This window comes from Pedobacter africanus (assembly GCF_040548825.1).
Classification (GTDB): Bacteria; Bacteroidota; Bacteroidia; order Sphingobacteriales; family Sphingobacteriaceae; genus Pedobacter; species Pedobacter africanus_A.
This window is the reverse complement of the sequence record NZ_JBEPSL010000001.1, coordinates 2,021,704-2,042,139: the sequence shown is the minus strand read 5'-3', so window position 1 is coordinate 2,042,139 and position 20,436 is coordinate 2,021,704. Positions and strand designations below refer to the sequence as shown.

Sequence of the window (20,436 nt, the reverse complement as noted above, 5' to 3'; positions counted from 1 at the left end):
AAAGTTTGCCTCTTGCGAGGCAAACTAACATTCCCCCTCAACTTAAAACTTTGTGTGTTTTAATTTCCGCGCCACTGTAATTATAGATCAAAGGTGGTCACCCAACATGAAATTAAGATGAAAAATAAAAAAAATAATAATCTGAAAATTTCATGTTGATTTCATGTTGGGTGTAGAGATTTGAATTAATAACACACAAATGAAACATTAAAATAATAAGACTATGAAAAGGTTAGTATTGACAGGATTGCTTGGATTATTGGTTTGGTTACCCTACCAGGCATCGGCACAAGTGAGTATAAGTGTAAATATAGGTTCGCAACCAGCCTGGGGACCGCGGGGTTACGACTATGTAGATTATTACTACCTGCCTGATATTGAATGCTACTATCATGTGCCAAAACGCCAGTTCATTTATATGGAGGGCAACAGGTGGAGATATTCGAGATCTTTACCATCAAGATGGAGAGGATACGATCTTTATCACGGACGTACAGTAGTGGTAAATTCCAGGAATGCTTACAGGGATTTCGACCGTCATAGGGTAATTTATTCCGGACACGGACATGGAAAGAAATATTATTCAAGGGATTACGACAGGGATGATCACAACTGGGGAGGCCGTGACAGGGGCAGAGATAGGGAGCATGACAGAGGCAGAGGACATGGTCATGGACGCGGAAAGCATTAGGTAATTAAACCAGCAAACCAAAGGGCGCTATACATATATAATGTATGCGCCCTTTCTGTTATATAGTAATTATTACTGATTGGTGATGACGTGGCCTTTAAAAGCCTGCTCCGTATCGGAGGCAGGGCTAAGCATACCAACTGCCATTACAGTGTACGATTTGCCAGCTTTGGCGTCCAGGTTAAAGGTAAGGCCTTTGTCTGCTCCGCTTGCTTTATCTTTAATCTGAAGAACATAGGCTTTGGCCTCCACTTCAACAAATTCGCTGCTGGCTTTATAGGCTTTGTCGGTTACAATAGCATTGCCATCTTTGATTGTAAGGTTTAATGCTGCTGCATCGGGTGAGAGGTTGATGAACCGGACAAATGCTTTGTCGGATGTCAGGCTACCCAGCTGGTCTTTAATGACCAGGTAGTCGATAGTAGTGCCTTTACCAATTACAAAAAGTGATTGCACAGCATTTGCTTCAAGGTTTACGTTTTTAGTGAATACGCTTTCAGTGCTGCTTGCGGTAGTAAGCTTAATTGCACTTGCGCCCGGAATATATTGTCCGTACTTGAGGTTACTGGCAAATCCTAATGCATCCGTATTTATTTTGCTTGACCCAACATATATGTTGTAACTATTTAACGTCGGAGATGCATTGGTGATGTTTAGGTAAGAGATTTCGGGTGTGGGAGCCGGATCTTTGGAGCAGGAATTTAACAATAATGCACCAAGGGTTAGCGCTGCAGCGGCTGTAAAAGTTTTAAAGTAAGTTGATTTATTCATAATTATTTTTTAGAGTTTGTGAATGTAACTTTATTGGAAACGTGTTCTGTCATGGAAACGCTACAATAAAAAGCATAAATCGGTTTTGTACAAAGTTATTCTTTTGGCTACATTAGAACATTTTATCAAATATACGTTTCCACGTATTAAAAAACAGAGCAATGAAAGTAATTATTGGGTCGGATCATGCGGGTTTCAACTATAAAAATATTTTGATTACTGCCTTAAGCGCTGCCGGATACGAGGTGCTGGATCTGGGGACGCATACAAACGAGGCAACAGATTATCCTGATCATGCTGCGGATGTGGCGAGGGCAATTATTGCCGGGACGGGCGACAGAGGGATATTGGTATGCGGAAGTTCGGTAGGTGTAAGTATTGCAGCGAATAAATTTAAAGGAATAAGAGCCGGTGTTTGTCATGATACTTATTCTGCACATCAGTGTGTTGAGCATGATGATGTAAATATATTGTGTATGGGCGAGCGGGTGATAGGGATAGCGCTGGCAATAGATATTGCCTTTGCATTTTTAAAAGCTGCATTTACCCATGAGGAGCGCCATGTAAAAAGATTGGCAAAGATAACCGCGATAGAAAATCAGGAGCTGTAGATTTTATGAAATTATACATTTATATCGCTCTGGCAGCGTTGGTATTTACCTTGTATCAATGCCAGACCTATAAAAAGACAAATACAAATGTTGCAGGCAGCAAAGTTGTTCCGGATACTACCGGATCACCGGTGATCAATGCCGCTGAGGCGATTAACCTGATGAAGGTAGAAGAGGGTTTTGAAGTAAAGCTGGTTGCAGCTGAACCCCTTGTTGCCGCTCCTGTGGCGCTGACATTTGACGACAGGGGGCGGATTTGGGTGGTAGAAATGATGGGCTATATGCCGGATGTGTATGGAAAAGGAGAAGATAAACCCAATGGGAAAATCGTGATCCTGGAAGACAAAAACGGAGATGGTGTAGCTGATGAAAGAAAAGTGTTTTTAGATTCGTTGGTGCTGCCCAGGGCCATTTGTCTGATCGACGGGGGCATATTGGTAGCCGAATCGCCGAACCTTTGGTATTATGAAATTCATAACGACAAACCCGGAAAGAGAATACTGGTAGATGGTAAATACGCAGATGAGGGTAACGTGGAACATCAGCCCAATGGCTTGCTGAGGGCTATGGACAACTGGATCTACAATGCCAAGTCGACCAAACGCTACCGTAAGAAAGGAGCACAGTGGATCATTGAGGAAACCCATTTCAGGGGACAGTGGGGGATCAGTCAGGATGACTATGGACGTTTGTATTATAACGACAACTCAACCAACCTGATGAGCGATTATTTTTCCCCGGGCTATGGGGCCACCAATCCGCACCAGAGAACAGTAGAGGGCTTTTCAGAACGGACAGTTAAGGATAACCGCGTTTATCCGGCAAGGCCGACACCGGGTGTAAACAGGGGATACATGCCAGGTACATTGGACGACAGTTTGCGTTTGAGAAATTTTACTGCAGCCTGCGGCCCCGTAATTTACAGGGGCGATTTATTTGGGGACGACTATCGTTTTAATGCTTTTGTAGCAGAGCCTTCTGCGAACCTGATTAAACGGGATATACTTAACGAAAAAGGCCTTGTGGTAAGTGGTAAACAGGCTTATCAGGGCAAAGAGTTTCTGGCCAGTACCGATGAGCGTTTCCGCCCGGTGAGTTTGTATAACGGCCTGGATGGTGCATTGTACGTTGTAGATATGTACCGGGGGATTATCCAGCATAAAACTTATGTAACCCCTTATCTTAAAAGTGTAATAGAACGAAGAAAACTCTCGGAGCCATTGGGATGCGGTAGGATTTATAAAGTAGTACCTAAAAACAAAACGGCTGCCAAGGTGAATTTTAACCGGGATCCTAAAAGCCTCGTCGCCTTGTTGGGGCATACAAATGGGCAGGTACGTGATATGGCCCAGCAGATATTGATTGACAGCCATCATAAAGCTGCTGTACCTTATTTACGCGAAGCGATCAGAAACGGTAAGCCTTTGCAGGTCATGCATGCAGTGTGGGTGCTGGAAGGTTTATCTGCACTGGAAACCAATGCGGTACTGACGTTGTTGAAATCGGAATCATGGCCGGTCAGGATGCAGGCGTTGAGTGTCTTACCTTCTGTGATCAATGGAAGTTCTTATCCGTATTATGTGAAGGCCTTGCGGGAATTGGTTTCGCAGAGCGATGCAAGGACAGCAGCTTATATCGCATTTGCGGCACATTATATCAGACCATTTGATGGAGCAGCTGCACAGCATTTGTTGATGGAACTGGTTAAGAAATATCCGGATGATGCTTATGTGGCTTCGGCAGTGTTGAGCAACCTGGCCTACCGGGAAGAAGGGGCTGCAGAAGAAGTGCTGGCCCTGAAGCCGGATACCAATCTGACGGTTAATAAACAACTGAAAAGCCTGGTAAACAGAATAAGGAGTTCGCGTAAAAACCAGGATCCTTTAATGCTGGCGAAGGAATTTCCGAAAGGAGCAGCCTTATTTGCCTCGAGTTGCCAGACCTGCCACGCTACTGATGGAAATGGGATCAAATCATTGGCCCCGCCATTAAACAAATCGGAGTGGGTGACAGGAAATAAAGAAAAACTCATTTCCATCGTACTATACGGTCTTACCGGTCCTGTAAAGATTAATGGATATGTTTATGAAGCACCTGAAATATCGGCCGATATGCCTGGTATTGCACATAGTGAAGAAATTTCTGACGAGGATGTTGCACAGGTCCTGAGTTTTATCCGTGGTTCATGGCAAAATAACGCGGCTAAGATCAGTGCAGCTGAGGTTGCAAAAGTACGGCAAAAGCTGAAAGGGCGCCAGAAAGCTTTTACAATAGAGGAATTGGGAGTGGATTAGTGCTGCTGTGTTTATAACTTGTTAAAAACCTGTTAAGAACTTGTGAATAAATACATTTAGATATATTTGCTTAAAGTAATAATTCCCCGTATATTAGATCTATCAATTACGAAGTACTTTGACAGCCTGAAGAAACATTCCAAAAAGAAGCACTTGGCCTCCGGGCAAAAGGTTCTGGGATTTTCGAAGGAACAGCATAGGATCGGATTCAAAGGAGACAGAGAAGAAGACCTGCATTACCTTAGGCCGAGAGGCAAAAAGGAATCAGCTGAACCGGAACGGGCCTTGCGGCAGATGAACGATTTTACGGAATTGTCTACTAAAGTGAGCATAACGGATTTCCAAGTTCGTAGGAACTGAAGAAACACACGTATTGTAAAGTAATGAAACGGATTGATGCTTTTTTTACGGCTACGGCTGTAAGAGAGGTGAAAACGGAGAACTTGAATCGAAAGAAGAAAGTCTCCGTTTTCTTTTTATTCGGTTTTTTTGCCAGATCAAAAATGCTCATATGGTTTATTATCAGGTTAGTAACGCATAATTATGCGAGCTATATATCCGCTATATTCGTGTCACTGATTTTTTAACCTCTTAATTTCAAAGCATTATTAACAACATTGAGAGGTTTAGGAAGACCATGTTGAATACAGATAATGATGAGAAGGGTTTTTCTGAACAGACTCATTGTTATTGTAAAACCTCTTAAACCAATTCAATGAAAAACAAATTAATCATGGCAGCATTATGCGGTGCCTATGCCTTTCTTTTTTCGGCCTGCAAAAAAGAAGGTAGAGCAATTACTGAAACCTTACATAATGAAAAGACTACGCTAAACCATGCCCTGGCAGCTGATGTGGGTATTCAATCTATATTATGGGATGGAGATGCAAATCTGGGCACCGGGATTTTTAAAGTGCTAAATGTAGATGCTCCTGCAACACTGGCGGCTGTAAACAACGCGACTTACGGAAAAATATGGAGATTTACCAAGGAGATTGGCAGCAATCGTTGTGAAGTTCATGCTGCACAAGGCTTTGATGCTGTAGAGGGAGACGATATTTACCTGGGCTGGCGCTCGCAATTGAGCATGAGTGCTACGGGCTTAACGACTAATGCCCTTTTTCAGTGGAAGGCCTATGGTGCCAATATGACCCAGAACTTTCCTATAGTGATCAAAACGATCGGCGGCGATTTTAAACTGATGCATACCGCCTCGGGCGGAACCAGTACCTACATATGGAATAGTCCGGTAACGTTAAATAACTGGAACACTTTTGTAGTAAGGATCAAGGTTTCCCGTACAGCTACAGTTGGTTTTATCGAATTCTGGTTCAACGGTGTAAAACAAACTTTGCTTGGAGGGGCACAAAGGTATTACGGGCGCACCCTCGACGCCGACTATTGCGATCCTAAGTGGGGTGTATATGGGGCCAGTTCAGCGCTGATCACGAACAGGGTTCATGGGCTAAAAATAGCATCTACCTATGCTGAAGCCGCACCCTGAGCCGTAAGCTCCTGAATTTGCTTTTAAATGCGGGTAGATCAGGGGAGTGTGTTAAAAAAACAGTACAATCAGACCGGGTTCATCCGACCGGTAAATCCGGTCTGATTAAATTATGTGATTGATAATCAATTGTTTTGTTGTTGGTCTTAATTATGTTACACAGACTGAGAAATAATTTTTTCATTGTGATATGGTTTGTGCTTATCTTGTGTTAACACACACAAAAAACAAATACACAAATGAAAAAACAAATTCTAACTGCTATTGCAGTGTTGGGATGCCTGTGCGGCTATGCCCAAACCAAAGGAACCAGCGCGCTCGGCTTTGGGGCAAATGTACACTCCAGCAAAACAAAAAATGAAAATTTGCCGGAAAACACTAGCAATACCACGAACCGTAATTTTTCTTTAAGCTATGGGCTATTCGTAAAAGACAATGCTAAATTAGGTGTTGAGTTAAACTATGGTAAAAACAAGAATAGCAATACAGAGGGGTTCGAATCTTCAACGAAATCTTACGGTGCTAACGTGACCTATCAGCAGTATTATCCACTGATCAAGAAGCTGTATGCTTATGCAGGTGCAAGAGCAGGCTATGGTGAAACTAGGCAGGAATCCTCTCCTGACCCAACTTACGGTAATATAAAAGGTAACCAGTATACAATTGGCGCTTATGGGGGCGTAACCTGGTTTGTATCAAAAAGATTCGCTTTTGAAACCAGTCTGTTGTCGGCTAATGCTTTTTATGCTACTTATAAGCAGAAGACAATAGGAACATCAGTTATTGAACATAAGCAAACTAACTTTGATTTGAGTACTTCCGGTGTTTTTCGTGACCTTGGCTTCAAGATCTATCTCTTATTCTAAGCATTAATTTCCCCCAAATTAATATCCATGTTAAGGCACTCTTTTTAGGGTGCTTTAATTGTTTTTGGCCTATCCAATACAAATCTTTTCGCTATTTTTATGCATCATGAGTAAAGTAGCCAAACATCCCGTTGTAGAAAAAAAGATCTTCGTTCTCGATACCTCTGTAATCCTTTACGATCATATGGCTTTTAAGAATTTCCAGGAACATGATGTGGCCATTCCCATTCAGGTATTGGAAGAGCTGGACAATATGAAAAACGGAAATGAGACACGTAATGCAGAGGCGCGGAGTTTTATCAGGCTTATGGACAAGGCTTCGGGCGACAGGATCATGAACAAATGGATTCCCTTAAATGGCCATAAAAGCGGGCGTTTTAAGGTGGTGATGGACAACAAACCTGATAACGTAGATGCAGAGGCGGTGTTTGGAAAAGGTAAGTTTGATCACCGTATACTGAATGCTGCCCTGAGTCTTAAACAGGAGTTCCCTGAAAAAAAAGTGGTGCTGGTCTCTAAAGACATCTGTCTCAGGTTAAAGGCAAAATCGCTGGAACTCTACGCAGAAGATTATGAAACAGGCAAGGTTAAAAATGTCGACGAACTGTATACCGGCAAGGCGGTATTGAACAATATTACCGATGAAGTTTTTAAAATCCTGAAATCCGGAGGAAGTATGGAGGCCGGTTCACTGGATATTTCAGATCCGCAGGCCAATCATTTCTGTGTTTTAAAAGGTAAACGTAAAACTGCCAATACCTGGTATAATGCTGCAACAGGCAGGCTTTCATTGATCAGCAAACGAAGCACATTTCATATTTCGCCCCGTAATGACGAGCAGACATTTGCGATGGATGCTTTGCTTAATCCGGAGATAAAGCTGCTCACCATACAGGGAAAAGCCGGAACCGGTAAAACCCTGCTTGCCATAGCCAGCGCTTTGGAGCAGCGTAAAGACTACAGGCAGATTTATGTAACCCGTCCTATAGTGGCTTTGAGCAATAAAGACATAGGCTTTTTACCGGGAGATGTGAAATCGAAGATCGACCCCTATATGGCACCTATATGGGATAACCTGCGGTTTATAAAGGAGCAGTTTAATGAAGACCCTAAAATGCAGGCCCGGATTGACGAATTTGTAAGTACAGAGAAGATTGTGATTACGCCACTGGCTTACATCAGGGGGAGGACGCTGAGCAAAATCTTTTTTATAGTAGATGAAGCACAGAACCTGACCCCGCATGAGATTAAGACCATCATTTCGAGGGCGGGAGAGGAAACCAAAATCATCTTTACAGGAGACATTTACCAGATAGATACGCCCTATCTGGATGCAGAAAGTAACGGACTTTCGTACCTCATCGAGCATGCTAAAGATCATCCGCTTTATGCGCACATTACGCTGGATAAAGGAGAACGCAGTGAGCTGGCCAATCTGGCCAATGACCTGTTGTAGTTTGGCTGTTTGCTGAAAAAATTTATAGATTGCGGTTATAAACTAGAATATGAAACAATTTTTCTTATCTGTTCCACTACTGATGCTATTGGCGTGTCAGTCGCCAAAGCCTAAACCGGGAACTACTGCAGAAACCGTTGAAACGGCCGATCCGCATTCTTTTTCAAATCCTGCGCTCGCTTCAGTGCAGCACCTGGACCTGGACATTGTTGTTGACTTTGATAAAAAGCAGCTTGGCGGCAAAGCCAGCTGGAAGATCGAGAACAAGGGAAAAGCATCAGAGATCATTTTTGATGATAACGGGCTTTCTGTTTCAAAGATAACGCTTGATGCGGATGAAAAGGAAACCAGCTTTACCTACGGAACCGGTCAGGAATATCTGGGAAAAGCATTAAAAGTAGCCATTCTACCAGAAACCAAAACAGTGCATATTTACTACAGCACGGGCAAAGATGCCAGCGCCCTGCAATGGCTGAACCCGCAACAAACTGCAGGTAAAAAGAAGCCTTACCTCTTTACCCAATCGCAAAGTATAGCTGCAAGGAGCTGGATCCCTTGTCAGGACAGTCCAGGTATACGATTTACCTATAATGCAAAAGTGACCGTACCCAAGGACCTTTTGGCATTAATGAGTGCCGAGAACCCACAGGAAAAGAACAATACCGGCGTATATGAGTTTAAACAAACGCATGCCATACCTTCTTACTTAATGGCCCTGGCCGTTGGTGACATCGTATTTAAAGCGGTAGATAATCGTACAGGCGTGTATGCAGAACCATCGGTGCTGGAGAAGGCTGCCTGGGAGTTTGCGGATATGGGCAAAATGGTACATGCTGCAGAAAAGCTGTACGGTCCTTACAGGTGGGGCAGGTATGATTTGCTGGTATTGCCACCAAGTTTCCCTTTTGGGGGAATGGAAAATCCGAACCTTACTTTTATTACGCCGACCATTCTGGCAGGCGACCGCTCTCTGGTGAGCATTATATGTCATGAACTGGCGCATAGCTGGAGCGGTAACCTGGTAACCAATGCTACCTGGAACGATTTCTGGCTGAATGAAGGCTTTACCAATTATTTTGAGCGTAGGATTGACGAGGAGATATTTGGCAGAAAGGAGGCGGAAATGCAGGAGGTATTTGCCAGGCATGCGCTGGATGAGGCCATCAAAGATATGGGGGCCGACAGTAAGGATACCCATTTAAAAACTGATTATACTGGCCGCAACCCAGATGAGGGCACAAATGACATCGCTTATGAAAAAGGCTTTTTCTTTTTACGCAGCATTGAACAGGCCGTAGGCAGAAAACAGTTTGATGCCTTTTTACGTGGTTATTTTGACAGCCATGCTTTTGGCTCGGTAACAACCGCGCAGTTTGTTGATTACCTGAATAAACACCTCATAAAAAATGATACGGTATTGGCTGATAAAATAAGGATTAACGATTGGGTATATGGTCCGGGTATTCCATCGAATGTTGTTTCGGTAGGAGCTGAGCGTTTCAGGGCTATCGACGGGCTGTTGGCTGGATGGCGAAGAACAGGAGTAGCAACAGGGCTGAGTAAACAGATTGTTTCGAGTAATGAGAAACGTTATTTCATTAGTCAGCTGCCGGCAGAACTAACGGTTGCCCAAATGGCTGCGCTTGACAAGGAATTCAATTTTACAGCCTCACATAATACCGATGTACAGCTGGCCTGGTACACACTGGCGATCAGACATCAGTATACAGCAGCTGATGCCCGCATCAAAGCTTATTTGCTGGAAAATGGAAGGATGTGGCACATTATTCCTTTATATAAAGAGATGATGACTACGCCGGAGGGCTTGAAAAAGGCTAAAGCTATTTATCAGCTGGCCAGGCCAAATTATCATCCTATGACTTACCTGGCGATTGACAAATTGCTGAAATAACGTTTTATAAGTTTTGCTTTCCTTTGCTGAGGGTTGCACCTGCACTGGCAATGATGACCAGGGCTACTGCCAGCCATTCGTAAAAGGAAAGCATTTCTTTTAAGAACAGGAGCCCGCATAGAGCCGCTACGGCAGGTTCAAGGCTCATCAGTATGCTGAAGGTACGTGCCGGCATTTTTTTTAGTGCGCTCATTTCCAGGGTAAAGGGAATGGCGCTGGACAGTAAGGCAAGTGTTATTCCCGATAGCAGCATAACCGGACTAAAATGATTGAGTATGCCGCCTGCAATCCCAAAGGGAAGTACAATAGCCGAGGCGAAAATCATGCCGATGGCTACGGCCTGTCCACCATCCATTAATTTGGAAATGCGGCCTCCAAGTACAATGTATCCGGCCCAGAATGCGCCCGCAAGCAGCGCGAGGCACATGCCCAACAGGTCTGCACCCTGATCGCCCCAGGGTGCTATACAGGCTATACCCAGGGCTGCAAGTGCTACCCACAAAAAGTCGATAGCCCTCTTTGAACCAAATACGGCCAGAAGCAGGGGGCCAATAAATTCGAGTGTAACCCCAAGGCCCAGTGGTATTCTTTCAATGGCAAAATAGAAGATCACATTCATGGCACCCAGTGAAATTCCATAGGGAATAACGGCTTTCCATTGTTGCGGGCTGAGCTGTTTCAGATTTGGTCTGTAAGCGGTAAGAAGGATCAGGGCAGAAAAACCGATTCTTACCGAAGCGGTACCCGCGGCCCCAAGTAGAGGAAAAAGCCCCTTGGCGATTGCAGCGCCACCCTGCACACTGATAATGGCAAGCAGTACTGCCGGGAGAGGGGGAATTTTTATTGTTTTCATATGGGTTTACGGGGGCGTTAACTATTCTGGACAAAATTATGATTTTATGTTTAGTTATCTGACATTTATTTGTTATGCCAGGCCGAAAGAAAGGCTTTTTTACAGCTTTAAAATTATTGGCATACTATTTGTAATTAACACATCGGTTTAGTTTGGTTTAGGTTGATCTGTGGTGGATCGACCTTATAAACGGGAATAGTCTCTCCGACTTCATTCCCGTTTCTCTTTTAAAGCCATTTTTTATTTCTGGTCCTTTCTTTAAATACCTGAGCTATATGTGCTATCCCTGCTGCTTTTTGCTACAGTTTATAAAAAAGTGCAGTGTCTGTTTTTTGATGCAGCGACAAAAAACATGATTTCTTTTGGACACAGATTTCTTACAGCTCAGGTTGAAATATCTACGGCTCGTCTGTTATTTATTTTTCTTTAGCTAACATATATACAGCTTTGTGATATACAAATAAACACATTATGTTAAAAGGATGTCTTTTTGAAAATGGATCAGGCGTTAAATTATTGGGAGAGTTGTCGGACCTCAACGCTTTACATTGCACAGTTAGAAAAATTACAAGTGTGATGGTTGATTACGGGTTAACTGATACGGCAGCTTCGACTTTACTGGTCGATTTCCTGGAGAAGATAGAAACTGCGTATTCCGGTAAAGGACTTACAGAACAGGCTGTTTTTCAGCATACGGTCTTCACGTATTATGGTTTTTCCTGTACCTGGATGGAATTGCTTATGATCAACAGTTTGCTCAGGTCGCTGGCCGATTATACAGCTACTGATGAACGGGACGATGTGAATATGCTTTTGCTGGAATACCTTATCCGGAAAGCGGTATCCCAACTGGACAAGGAAGAGTTGTCTGGCATCCACCATTATATAGGCAAGCCCTTTGTATGCCTGAACATCAGGCATTTTATTGCACAATTTAATTTTAACAATGCCGATTTTGAGGATAGCGCTGACCGGGATTCTTTGAATAGGATACAGGAATACCTGAGTGCTTATTTTGAAGGCAGTAAACAGCATAATTGAAACATATGGAAAGTACGAGGTATACCTTGATTACAGGAGCAAGTGCCGGCTTAGGCCGGGAGTTTTCTATACAATGCGCAGGGATGGGCATGAACATCATCATGATTGCACTTCCTGGCAGCAATACGGCATCACTGGCAGCGCATTTAGTGCTGGAGTTTGGTGTTAAGATCAGTGTCTTTGAGTTTGACATGACAGACAGTATCCTGCTTGTTGAAAAGCTGAACTACATTAATGAACATTTTGAAATAGATTTTCTGATCAATAATGCCGGTATTGGAGGGACAGTAGCTATTACTGAAAGTCCGCTTACTGCAATTGACAGGATTTTGCAGGTAAATGTGAGGAGCATGGTATTGATTACCCAGATCCTTTTGCCGGGTTTGCTGAGACAGGAGAAAGGGCACATCCTGAACATTTCCAGCATGGCAGCTTTTACACCCATCGCTTATAAAACGGTTTACCCTGCTTCCAAGGCATTTATATCTTCATTCTCGCTGGGACTAAGAGAAGAGTTGAGTGATACCAACTTATCGGTAAGCGTAGTTTATCCAGGGCCTATTATGACCAATTCCGGGGTATCAGCGAGGATAATCGGACAAGGCATGAAAGGCCGCATAGGCCTGCTGGCTACCTCAGAAATTGCCAGGATAGCACTGAGTAAATGCCTGGCTGGTAAAGCAGTGATCATCCCTGGTTTCTGGAATAAGATCAATCATCGCATTATGGGCATTTTGCCGGTAGAAACTAAGCTTAAGATCGTATCTAAGGCTGTTAAAAAGGAAATGGCAATAAAATGATTGGAAAAATGAGTAAAGTTCTCGTAACGGGAGGAAATGGTTTTCTGGGTGCTAATGCTGCCAGGGAACTGTACCGGAGGGGGTATGAAGTAAAACTGATGATGAGGGCATCTGCCGATACGATGGCGGTGGCTGATATTCCATGTGAACTGTATTACGGTGATATCAGCAGGGAAGAGGATGTATTTAATGCAGTTAAAGGTTGTGACTATGTTGTGCATACCGCTTCTGTAACCGGACAATGGGGCATAAGCTTTAAAGCTTATGAAGAAATTAATGTCAAAGGAACAATCCATATTGTAAACGCCTGTCTGAAATATAACGTAAAAAGGTTGATCCATATCAGCACCGCAAATACAATTGGTCATGGCAATAAAATTAAACCCGCAACGGAACTCAATTCTTTCCGGCTTTCGCATTTGGGATCAGGATACATCAGCAGTAAATATATAGCGCAGCAATATGTTCTGGAGCAGGTGGTGAACAAGGGACTTCAGGCAGTAATTATCAATCCTACTTTTATGATTGGGCAGGGAGATGCGAAGCCCAGTTCCGGAAAGATCATTATGCATGGCATCAATAAACGGGTAGTGTTTTATCCGCCCGGGGGAAAGAATTTTGTTCATATCAATGATGTATGTACCGGCATAGCCAATGCAATTGAAATGGGGAAAAATGGTGATTGTTATTTGCTGGCCGGCGAGAATTTAAGTTATGCAGCATTTTTTAAACTGTTGAACAAGGTATCGGGACAAAAACCGGTTATGTTTCGTATCCCGCAGTTTGTTTTAAAAATGATCGGAATAATGGGTACATTGCTTGGCTTATTGAGCAAAACTTCGGTAAAGCTGAATTATTCCGCAGCCTATATGCTGTGCATATACAATTACTATTCAGGTAAAAAATCTGAACGGGAGCTAATGGTAAAATACACGCCTGTAGAGAAGGCCATCAGCAATGCACTGACCTGGTTTAAGGAAAATAATTACTGTTAATTGCCGGAGGATGTTGATTGGTTCGCTTATAATAATGCTACTTAGAATGAATACAGCACAAGTGGAGGCGGTTTTTCAGAGTAAACTGTTTAAATATAGCATCAGGATATTTGTGCTGTTGATATTCAGTATTATTTTTAAATCTTTTGACCTTACTTTTCCGAAAAATTCCAGCCCCTATTTTTTCAGGGCGCAGGCTTTCAGCCTGATGTTTGTGCTGGTTGGATTGGTGGTATGGGAAGGCGCGGTAAGGCTATCCAAATATGTGGAACGGTATGTTTTCAATAAAAACCTGTCTTATAAACTGTTGTTCCTGTGTTTTAGCCTTATAGTTTACGGTTTGCTTTCCAGTTTTTTGTTTGGCTTCTCTTATTCGGTATTCGATATTTTATTGTATCAGAAGTATGAGGCCTGGATCAGCTTTTCTTCTTTGAGTTACGACCTGTATTTTGGTGCATTTATGTTTTATCTGCTGATTCTGGCCTATAGCGGGATTGTTTTTTATTATAAGAACTGGAAAGAAAGTCAGCTAAACGCAGAGCGGCTGATGCGGGAGAATATACAGGCAAAGTACGACGTTTTGAAAAGCCAGATAGATCCGCATTTCTTCTTTAATTCATTGAGCGTATTGACCAATCTGGTATACAAGAGTGCAGACCTGTCGGCAGAGTACATTACCCAGCTTGCAAAAAGTTACCGCTACATTCTGGATAAGAAATTTGAAAACCTGGTTTCTATACGGACGGAACTGGAATTTCTGGAATCTTATTCTTTCCTGATCCGGATCAGGCATCAAAGCAGTATAGTTTTTAATATTGATATTGAAGAGAAAACCATGAATACCGGAATGGTGCCGCCTGCAACCCTGCAGATGCTGGTGGAGAATGCGGTAAAACACAATCGTTTTTCGGCCAATGACCCCCTGCACATCAACATCAGGGATGAAGGGGACTCACTGATCGTTTCCAATGATCTCAGAAAGCGATCGGGCCTTCATAATTCGATTGGTGTAGGGCTGGACAACATCAGTAAAAGATATGAATTGACCAGCGACAAAAGGATCGAGATCACAGAGACCGGTAATGAATTTATTGTTAAAGTCCCTATAATTAATACCTATGAAGATTATCATATTCGAGGATGAGAAGCACAATGCGGAGCGCCTGGTACAGCTGCTGCAGAAATGCCTGGAGGCGGTTGAAGTTTTAGCCATTATCGAATCTGTAGAAGAGGGCGTACGGTGGTTCAGCAATAACGAAAACGCTGCAGAGCTCATTTTCATGGATATCCAGTTGTCGGATGGCAATTGCTTTGAGTTATTTGAGAAAATGGAAATTCAAACTCCGATTGTATTTACGACTGCCTACGATAGTTTTGCATTGCAGGCCTTTAAGGTGTATAGTGTAGATTACCTGATGAAACCTATCGATATCAAAGATTTGCAGCGCGCTATAGAGAAGTACGAGTACTTTAAGGTTCCGGCTAATCCCGCTCTGAATATTTCAAAGATCGCAGAAGAATTTTTTAAAAGAGAGCATACGCGTTTTATTGGTAAGATAAACAACCAGTTGGTGTATGTTAAGGCCAGGGACATTGCTTATGTTTATTTTCTGGATGGACTTACCTGGGCCATTACCATGACAGACCAGAAGATCCCGCTGGATTATTCACTGGACCAGATTGAAAAGATGCTGGACAGGAGTTTGTTTTTCAGGATCAACCGTAAACTCATTGTACATATTGATGCCATCAGAAAAATTACTACCTATTACAACAGCAGGTTTATTATACAATTGTTTCCGGCAATAGATACAGAAGCGATCATCAGCAGAGAAAGGGTAAGCAGTTTTAAGGCATGGCTGGAAGGAAGAGGGACAGTTTAGATGATAGCGGTAACCTGTGCAATTATAGTTGATGAAGAAGGTCGAGTATTGGTGGCGCAGCGAAGCGCAGCCATGAAACTGCCTTTGAAAATGGAATTTCCAGGTGGAAAGGTGGAAGAGGGGGAAAGCCCTGAAGCTGGGCTAATAAGGGAGATAAAGGAGGAATTGGGTATTGATATAGCAATTACATCTGAAATAGAAGCGAATGAACACCATTATCCTGACTTTTCCATCCGGTTGATCCCCTATATTTGTCGGATTTTAAGTGGTGAAATCTTTTTAAAAGAGCATGCAGCTTATTTCTGGCAGGCCCCCCACAATTTGATGGAACTTGACTGGGCAGCTGCTGATATTCCTGTGGTTTACAATTACCTGGCCCATATAGGCCGGAAAGGTCACTGAACCTACCAGCTGCTACCGGCACCGCCACCACCCGAGGAGCCCCCACTGCTTGTTGAAGAGCTGCTGGAAGAGGAACTGCTTGAAAAAGAAGATGAACTGGAAGAAGAGGAGGAACTGCTGCTTGAAGGCGTTGGAATCTGTGCAATTTCGAAGCGGGTAGTTTCCACAAATTTGCAGTTGGCGCAAAGGTAATATTCATTACCATAACCAGGGGCATACCTGGTAGCCCTTTTTACAATCTTCCTGTCGTGGTATTTAAGTGTTTTAAATTTACATTCGGGGCATTCTTTTACTTTTGATTTTAAGTTGCTATAGTCAAGGATCATGGTGTTTTTACAGGATCTGCACTCCCATACATCGTAATCTATTGCATCAACCTTTTCTTCTGCCAGCTGACCTTTGGAAAGGAACCGGTCTTCTTTTTCATCATCCAGGCATTCCATCGGATTGCTGCAAGCCTCGCAATTGTAGCCGGCATATCTTCGCTGGTATTGCGCATCTGCATAGTTTTTCCAATACGATTTGAGGAAGGGGAAAGAAAAGAATTTTAAAACGGCATGTTCTGCCGGTTCATGGCTTTTGCGCCAGCTGAGGTATTGCTGGTGCCGGCTTTTTCCATTCAGGGAAGCTTTTAACAAGCTGCTCAGGATCAGGAAATGGAGGTTTACGTATAGCCAGATAAAAGCAAGAAGGATCAGTATGGCCCTTACATTATACCAGTCGCCCGGATGGTACAAATTCAGGTAAATGACAAAGGCAGGAGGACCGAATGTCATAAAGTATGCAAATGGGTTCAGCCATTGTCTTTTAAACTGATAACGGTACAGAACCGAGGCAATTGGCCAGGCAAAGACCGCATATGCAATAAATATGCAAATGGTAAGCCAATCTGCAACAGGGCCAGAACGCTGTTGTATCGGTTGCTGTTGCACCAGGGGCTGTACAGCTTCTGTTTGGGAACTGGCTGCTGCGGCACTATCGGCAACAGGTTCCTGTACAGGTACTGCCATATCAATTGGTGGCGGTGGGGCAATGTCAACTGCAGGTCCCGGGTCATCAGCGGCAGGACCCGCATAAGGCGCTGATGATTCGCCGTTAAGCCTCCTGATCAAGGCATCGACCCCTTCAGTAATGGCCAGGTCGAAATTGTTGTTGCGGGCATGCGGGATCATGTAATCTTCCTGAATCCTTTTACAGATCATATCGGGTAATATGCCTTCCAGTCCGTAGCCGGTTTCAAACTCAATTCTTCTCTGGTCTTCTACGACAAAAACAAGCAGGCCGTTATTGGTTTCGCTGCTGCCGATTTTCCAGGCTCTGAAAAGTTCGTGGGCAACATCTTTCGGAACATGGTCGCCGATGCTCTTTACAAAAACCACATCAATATGTGCAGTTCCGGCCTGGTCTAAAGGACTTAGTTTGCTGTTAAGAGCGGCAACCGTTTCTGCAGAAAGAATTCCATCGGGATTGCTGACATAGGTTTCGTTAAGACTTTTGGGGTCAGGGATTTTTGAAAGGACATCCTTTTTTGACTGCTGGCAGCCCGAAATTGTAAAAGCTGAAAGGAATAAGAGGATTAATGCATATTTCATAGGTAATCAATAGGTGCGTAAATATAAGGTTTACCTATTGATACACAAGTTTTCGCTGCCCTATTGCCGCCTTACTTTTTCGTGGGGGCAGCAAAATTGTTCGTGCCAACAGCAACAATTTCTTTTGACTCTATGGCAGGTTCCAGTTCAATTCTAAAGTCCTTATTTCCTTCCGCCGCAACAATTGCAAAGAAATGCTGACCTCTTTTTTCATTTCCCTCTACCTTAAATTTAAGTATGCGTAATTTTTTTCCGGCAATAGGTTTGGCTTGTGGCGAAAGTTTATCCGTTAAGGCGGTTAGCTTTGCCGCCTGGCTGCCGGTTTGACTTAATCTTGCACCTGTTTTGACTGCTCCCAGACTTCCGGCATCGTAGCCAGTGGATACTACCTGGGCGCCTACATCACTGAGATCTCCGGCCAGTTTACCCAGTTTTTTAAATCCCTTAAGGTGTTCTGCAATATTGCTGAACTCGGTGCCGTTAGCAGGCATTCCGATGGTAATGTTATCGCCCACCTTAAACTCAATTCCTGTTGAGGATGTAAACACTTCATTTTCTAATTTTTGAGCGTAGCTTTTGCTACTCATTAATATTGCCAGGGCAACAATTAATGTAAATGCCGATGCTTTCATAGCTATGTTATTTGTTTGTTTTATATGTACTTATACAAAGTACGCCAGCAGCACAGGGAGTTACAATAGCTTGAAACAGGTGTTTTTTTGCTACCTGTTTACGGGTATTTTATTTTAATATTTCGTGGGCTTAAAAAATGTCTGCATTTTTAAGGGATATGATCAGAGCACCCTTCTTATCGTTTTTTTTAGTTGTGCTTGCCTTTAGCTCCAGCGGGCAGGATTGGAAAGCAAGGAGGAACAAAATTGAAATGGATAGCCTTAAGCGTGTTGTTAACTCGGATAGACCGGATAGCATCAGGGCCAGGGCCAGTTATCTGCTTTCTTCCAGATTGGCAGGAACGGATAAAGTCAAAAGCAGATACTACCTGGAAAAAGGGCGGATTCTTTCCGGGAAAAGTGTTTTTATGCAGACGCTTTATCTTTATTACCAGGCACAAAGTTATATGATTGCAGATGATAAACGGGCATCGCATGCTTATGAAAAAGCAAGAATAGCCCTCTTGCCTTTTAAGACCAGGGAGGCATACCTCTTTCAGGCGGGGGCCTTATCGGGAAGCATGTTGACCTCTGAAAACCTGGACAACCGGGCGTATGTTGAACTGTTGATACATAAAGTGCTGCCCCTGGCCGAAAAGAGCGATGACTCTACCATGATTGCACAATACAATTATAGAATCGCGACCTATTTCATGTTTGAAAAACAGCATAGAACAGGAGCCGCATATTTTAAACGCGCCGCTAAGCTGTTGAGGGGCAATCCAGCTAATTTTCGTGTTTTTTTGATGGCATATTTATGGGCGGTAAGCAACCATATTGCTGTAGATGAGTTTGAACAAGCCAAAGAGATGCTGGATGAACTTGAGCTGATATTGTGGCCATATCCTTCCTGGAGCGGGGGGAGACACTATTATTACAATGAATCCTTGTATTCTGACAACGACCATTCGGGTAAGAAACTGGATAGTCTGCTAAGAAAGTGGGAAGCCAGTGGCCATACAAAAGGGAATGCAGTAAAACGTATGTTACTTTCCAGAAAGTACGATATGCTGATTGAAGCCCGGTATTATGAACTGGCAAAGTTTTTTTTGGAAGACATGCTGCAATCCAAACTTTTTTATGCTGATGCCGAGAGTAGAAAAATCATATATGACCAGTTGGTAAAAGCGAATTCCGGTATAGGGATGATGGATGAGGCTTACCATTGGTCAAAGGCCTATAGTAAACTGAACGATAGCATACATGCCAGCAGACTTGAAGAGCGGCTTAGCGAGATGGAGATCAAGTACAGAAATGCTGAAAACCAACAAAAAATTGTGCAGTTGGAGGCAGAGAATGAACGGGCAGTATTGTATTCAAAAAACACCAGGCTGGTCATTTTGTCACTTGTGATCGCCATAACGCTGTTACTGGTACTGGCGGCTTTTGGGTTTTATTATTACAGGAACAGATCCAGGCTGATGACCACCAATGCCATGCTGGAAGGGGAAGAAAGGGAGCGGGAAAGGGTGGCGAGAGAATTGCATGATGGCCTTGGGGGAATGCTGGCTGGTGTAAAGATTAAATTATCAGCCTGGGGAGCAAGCCAGGTGGATAAGGGTGGTAATTTTGAGTTTAACAGGATAGTATCAGAACTTGACAACTCGGTGAAAGAACTTAGGCATATATCGCGCAACCTGATGCCCGAGAGCTTATTGCGTTTTGGTCTGGAAACCGCTTTAAAAGACCTTTGCGAGTCTGTGATGACGGAGCCAAAATATATAGATTTTCAGTCCTTTCAGATTCAATCCAGTCTTCCGCTAAAAACCCAGCTGAATGTATATCGGATTGTTCAGGAACTGCTGAATAATGCCATCCGGCATTCGGGAGCCAGCCATATTATTATCCAGTGCAGCCAGAACCAGGAAACCTTTTTCATTACAGTAGAGGACAATGGAAAAGGTTTTGAAGTAGATTTAAATGTCAGGGCTGATGTGAAGGGCCTGGGCCTGGCCAATGTGAAGAAACGCGTTGACTTTATGAAAGGCAGGTTGCAGGTAGAATCGGTCATTGGCAGCGGAACTACAATACACATTGAACTGAATGTAGCTGCATAAAAAAGCACCACTTATTTTAAGCGATGCTTTACTTTGG

At 43.3% G+C, this 20,436-nt stretch carries 18 protein-coding genes; 14 read left to right on the top strand and 4 right to left on the bottom strand.

Going from position 1 to position 20,436, the window contains the following annotated elements; genetic code table 11:
• Positions 1-223 precede the first annotated feature (223 nt).
• Positions 224-691, top strand: coding sequence for a hypothetical protein (locus tag ABIE26_RS08465; protein WP_310137975.1), 468 nt, complete (start codon positions 224-226; stop codon positions 689-691).
• A 72-nt stretch (positions 692-763) separates the two neighbouring features.
• Here the strand turns inward: ABIE26_RS08465 and ABIE26_RS08460 are convergent, their stop codons facing one another.
• On the bottom strand, positions 764-1,462 hold the full coding sequence (locus tag ABIE26_RS08460; RefSeq protein ID WP_310137978.1) for a DUF4397 domain-containing protein: 699 nt from the start codon (positions 1,460-1,462) through the stop codon (positions 764-766).
• A gap of 161 nt (positions 1,463-1,623) precedes the next feature.
• On the opposite strand from ABIE26_RS08460, the gene rpiB reads away from it, so the two are divergent.
• From rpiB to ABIE26_RS08430, 6 genes are all read left to right on the top strand, one after another.
• A complete protein-coding gene (gene rpiB / locus ABIE26_RS08455) occupies positions 1,624-2,073 on the top strand; it encodes a ribose 5-phosphate isomerase B (protein WP_310137981.1) in 450 nt (149 codons plus the stop codon).
• A 5-nt stretch (positions 2,074-2,078) separates the two neighbouring features.
• Positions 2,079-4,367, top strand: a complete 2,289-nt coding sequence (locus tag ABIE26_RS08450) for a DUF7133 domain-containing protein (RefSeq protein WP_310137983.1) — start codon at positions 2,079-2,081, stop codon at positions 4,365-4,367.
• 715 nt (positions 4,368-5,082) lie between these two features.
• Positions 5,083-5,871: a heparin lyase I family protein gene (locus ABIE26_RS08445; RefSeq protein WP_310137985.1), complete on the top strand. Its 789-nt coding sequence runs from the start codon at positions 5,083-5,085 to the stop codon at positions 5,869-5,871.
• A 239-nt stretch (positions 5,872-6,110) separates the two neighbouring features.
• Positions 6,111-6,737 carry a hypothetical protein gene (locus ABIE26_RS08440; protein ID WP_310137987.1) on the top strand — a complete coding sequence of 209 codons (627 nt, stop codon included), beginning with the start codon at positions 6,111-6,113 and terminating at the stop codon, positions 6,735-6,737.
• A 106-nt stretch (positions 6,738-6,843) separates the two neighbouring features.
• Positions 6,844-8,193, top strand: a complete 1,350-nt coding sequence (locus ABIE26_RS08435; protein ID WP_310137989.1) for a PhoH family protein — start codon at positions 6,844-6,846, stop codon at positions 8,191-8,193.
• Between the two features lie 49 nt (positions 8,194-8,242).
• The gene (locus tag ABIE26_RS08430; protein WP_310137991.1) at positions 8,243-10,105 is read left to right on the top strand and encodes a M1 family metallopeptidase; all 1,863 of its coding nucleotides are present in this window, start codon (positions 8,243-8,245) and stop codon (positions 10,103-10,105) included.
• Between the two features lie 4 nt (positions 10,106-10,109).
• On the opposite strand, the gene ABIE26_RS08425 is transcribed toward ABIE26_RS08430, so the two are convergent.
• The gene (locus ABIE26_RS08425) at positions 10,110-10,958 is read right to left on the bottom strand and encodes an EamA family transporter (RefSeq protein ID WP_310137993.1); all 849 of its coding nucleotides are present in this window, start codon (positions 10,956-10,958) and stop codon (positions 10,110-10,112) included.
• A 471-nt stretch (positions 10,959-11,429) separates the two neighbouring features.
• Here ABIE26_RS08425 and ABIE26_RS08420 point away from each other — a divergent pair, with 471 nt between their 5' ends.
• Genes ABIE26_RS08420 through ABIE26_RS08395 form a run of 6 tightly spaced genes read left to right on the top strand, consistent with a single transcriptional unit; the run spans position 11,430 to position 16,079 of the window.
• Positions 11,430-11,999, top strand: coding sequence for a DUF6904 family protein (locus ABIE26_RS08420; protein WP_310137994.1), 570 nt, complete (start codon positions 11,430-11,432; stop codon positions 11,997-11,999).
• Between the two features lie 5 nt (positions 12,000-12,004).
• Positions 12,005-12,799, top strand: a complete 795-nt coding sequence (locus ABIE26_RS08415) for an SDR family NAD(P)-dependent oxidoreductase (RefSeq protein ID WP_310137997.1) — start codon at positions 12,005-12,007, stop codon at positions 12,797-12,799.
• A gap of 8 nt (positions 12,800-12,807) precedes the next feature.
• Entirely contained in the window at positions 12,808-13,794 is a 987-nt protein-coding gene (locus ABIE26_RS08410) for an NAD-dependent epimerase/dehydratase family protein (RefSeq protein ID WP_310137998.1), read from the top strand.
• A gap of 46 nt (positions 13,795-13,840) precedes the next feature.
• Positions 13,841-14,938: a sensor histidine kinase gene (locus ABIE26_RS08405; protein ID WP_310137999.1), complete on the top strand. Its 1,098-nt coding sequence runs from the start codon at positions 13,841-13,843 to the stop codon at positions 14,936-14,938.
• A complete protein-coding gene (locus ABIE26_RS08400) occupies positions 14,913-15,677 on the top strand; it encodes a LytR/AlgR family response regulator transcription factor (protein ID WP_310138002.1) in 765 nt (254 codons plus the stop codon). The genes ABIE26_RS08405 and ABIE26_RS08400 overlap by 26 nt, the downstream gene beginning before the upstream one ends.
• Positions 15,678-16,079 carry a (deoxy)nucleoside triphosphate pyrophosphohydrolase gene (locus tag ABIE26_RS08395; RefSeq protein WP_310138006.1) on the top strand — a complete coding sequence of 134 codons (402 nt, stop codon included), beginning with the start codon at positions 15,678-15,680 and terminating at the stop codon, positions 16,077-16,079.
• Between the two features lie 2 nt (positions 16,080-16,081).
• Here ABIE26_RS08395 and ABIE26_RS08390 read toward each other — a convergent pair whose 3' ends face one another.
• Together ABIE26_RS08390 and ABIE26_RS08385 are read right to left on the bottom strand one after the other, a co-directional pair.
• Positions 16,082-17,671 carry a TPM domain-containing protein gene (locus tag ABIE26_RS08390; protein ID WP_310138008.1) on the bottom strand — a complete coding sequence of 530 codons (1,590 nt, stop codon included), beginning with the start codon at positions 17,669-17,671 and terminating at the stop codon, positions 16,082-16,084.
• A gap of 71 nt (positions 17,672-17,742) precedes the next feature.
• The gene (locus ABIE26_RS08385; RefSeq protein ID WP_310138009.1) at positions 17,743-18,303 is read right to left on the bottom strand and encodes a hypothetical protein; all 561 of its coding nucleotides are present in this window, start codon (positions 18,301-18,303) and stop codon (positions 17,743-17,745) included.
• 137 nt (positions 18,304-18,440) lie between these two features.
• Between ABIE26_RS08385 and ABIE26_RS08380 the strand changes: the two genes are divergently transcribed.
• Positions 18,441-20,399, top strand: a complete 1,959-nt coding sequence (locus ABIE26_RS08380) for a sensor histidine kinase (protein WP_310138011.1) — start codon at positions 18,441-18,443, stop codon at positions 20,397-20,399.
• The last annotated feature ends 37 nt before the right edge of the window (positions 20,400-20,436 follow it).

Coding starts and splice junctions, on each gene's coding strand:
- ABIE26_RS08425 (WP_310137993.1), bottom strand. CDS start 10,958: ATGAAAACAATAAAAATTCCCCCTCTCCCGGCAGTACTGCTTGCCATT.
- ABIE26_RS08420 (WP_310137994.1), top strand. CDS start 11,430: ATGTTAAAAGGATGTCTTTTTGAAAATGGATCAGGCGTTAAATTATTG.
- ABIE26_RS08440 (WP_310137987.1), top strand. CDS start 6,111: ATGAAAAAACAAATTCTAACTGCTATTGCAGTGTTGGGATGCCTGTGC.
- ABIE26_RS08415 (WP_310137997.1), top strand. CDS start 12,005: ATGGAAAGTACGAGGTATACCTTGATTACAGGAGCAAGTGCCGGCTTA.
- ABIE26_RS08395 (WP_310138006.1), top strand. CDS start 15,678: ATGATAGCGGTAACCTGTGCAATTATAGTTGATGAAGAAGGTCGAGTA.
- ABIE26_RS08430 (WP_310137991.1), top strand. CDS start 8,243: ATGAAACAATTTTTCTTATCTGTTCCACTACTGATGCTATTGGCGTGT.
- rpiB (WP_310137981.1), top strand. CDS start 1,624: ATGAAAGTAATTATTGGGTCGGATCATGCGGGTTTCAACTATAAAAAT.
- ABIE26_RS08460 (WP_310137978.1), bottom strand. CDS start 1,462: ATGAATAAATCAACTTACTTTAAAACTTTTACAGCCGCTGCAGCGCTA.
- ABIE26_RS08410 (WP_310137998.1), top strand. CDS start 12,808: ATGAGTAAAGTTCTCGTAACGGGAGGAAATGGTTTTCTGGGTGCTAAT.
- ABIE26_RS08445 (WP_310137985.1), top strand. CDS start 5,083: ATGAAAAACAAATTAATCATGGCAGCATTATGCGGTGCCTATGCCTTT.
- ABIE26_RS08380 (WP_310138011.1), top strand. CDS start 18,441: ATGTCTGCATTTTTAAGGGATATGATCAGAGCACCCTTCTTATCGTTT.
- ABIE26_RS08435 (WP_310137989.1), top strand. CDS start 6,844: ATGAGTAAAGTAGCCAAACATCCCGTTGTAGAAAAAAAGATCTTCGTT.
- ABIE26_RS08465 (WP_310137975.1), top strand. CDS start 224: ATGAAAAGGTTAGTATTGACAGGATTGCTTGGATTATTGGTTTGGTTA.
- ABIE26_RS08400 (WP_310138002.1), top strand. CDS start 14,913: ATGAAGATTATCATATTCGAGGATGAGAAGCACAATGCGGAGCGCCTG.
- ABIE26_RS08385 (WP_310138009.1), bottom strand. CDS start 18,303: ATGAAAGCATCGGCATTTACATTAATTGTTGCCCTGGCAATATTAATG.
- ABIE26_RS08450 (WP_310137983.1), top strand. CDS start 2,079: ATGAAATTATACATTTATATCGCTCTGGCAGCGTTGGTATTTACCTTG.
- ABIE26_RS08390 (WP_310138008.1), bottom strand. CDS start 17,671: ATGAAATATGCATTAATCCTCTTATTCCTTTCAGCTTTTACAATTTCG.
- ABIE26_RS08405 (WP_310137999.1), top strand. CDS start 13,841: ATGAATACAGCACAAGTGGAGGCGGTTTTTCAGAGTAAACTGTTTAAA.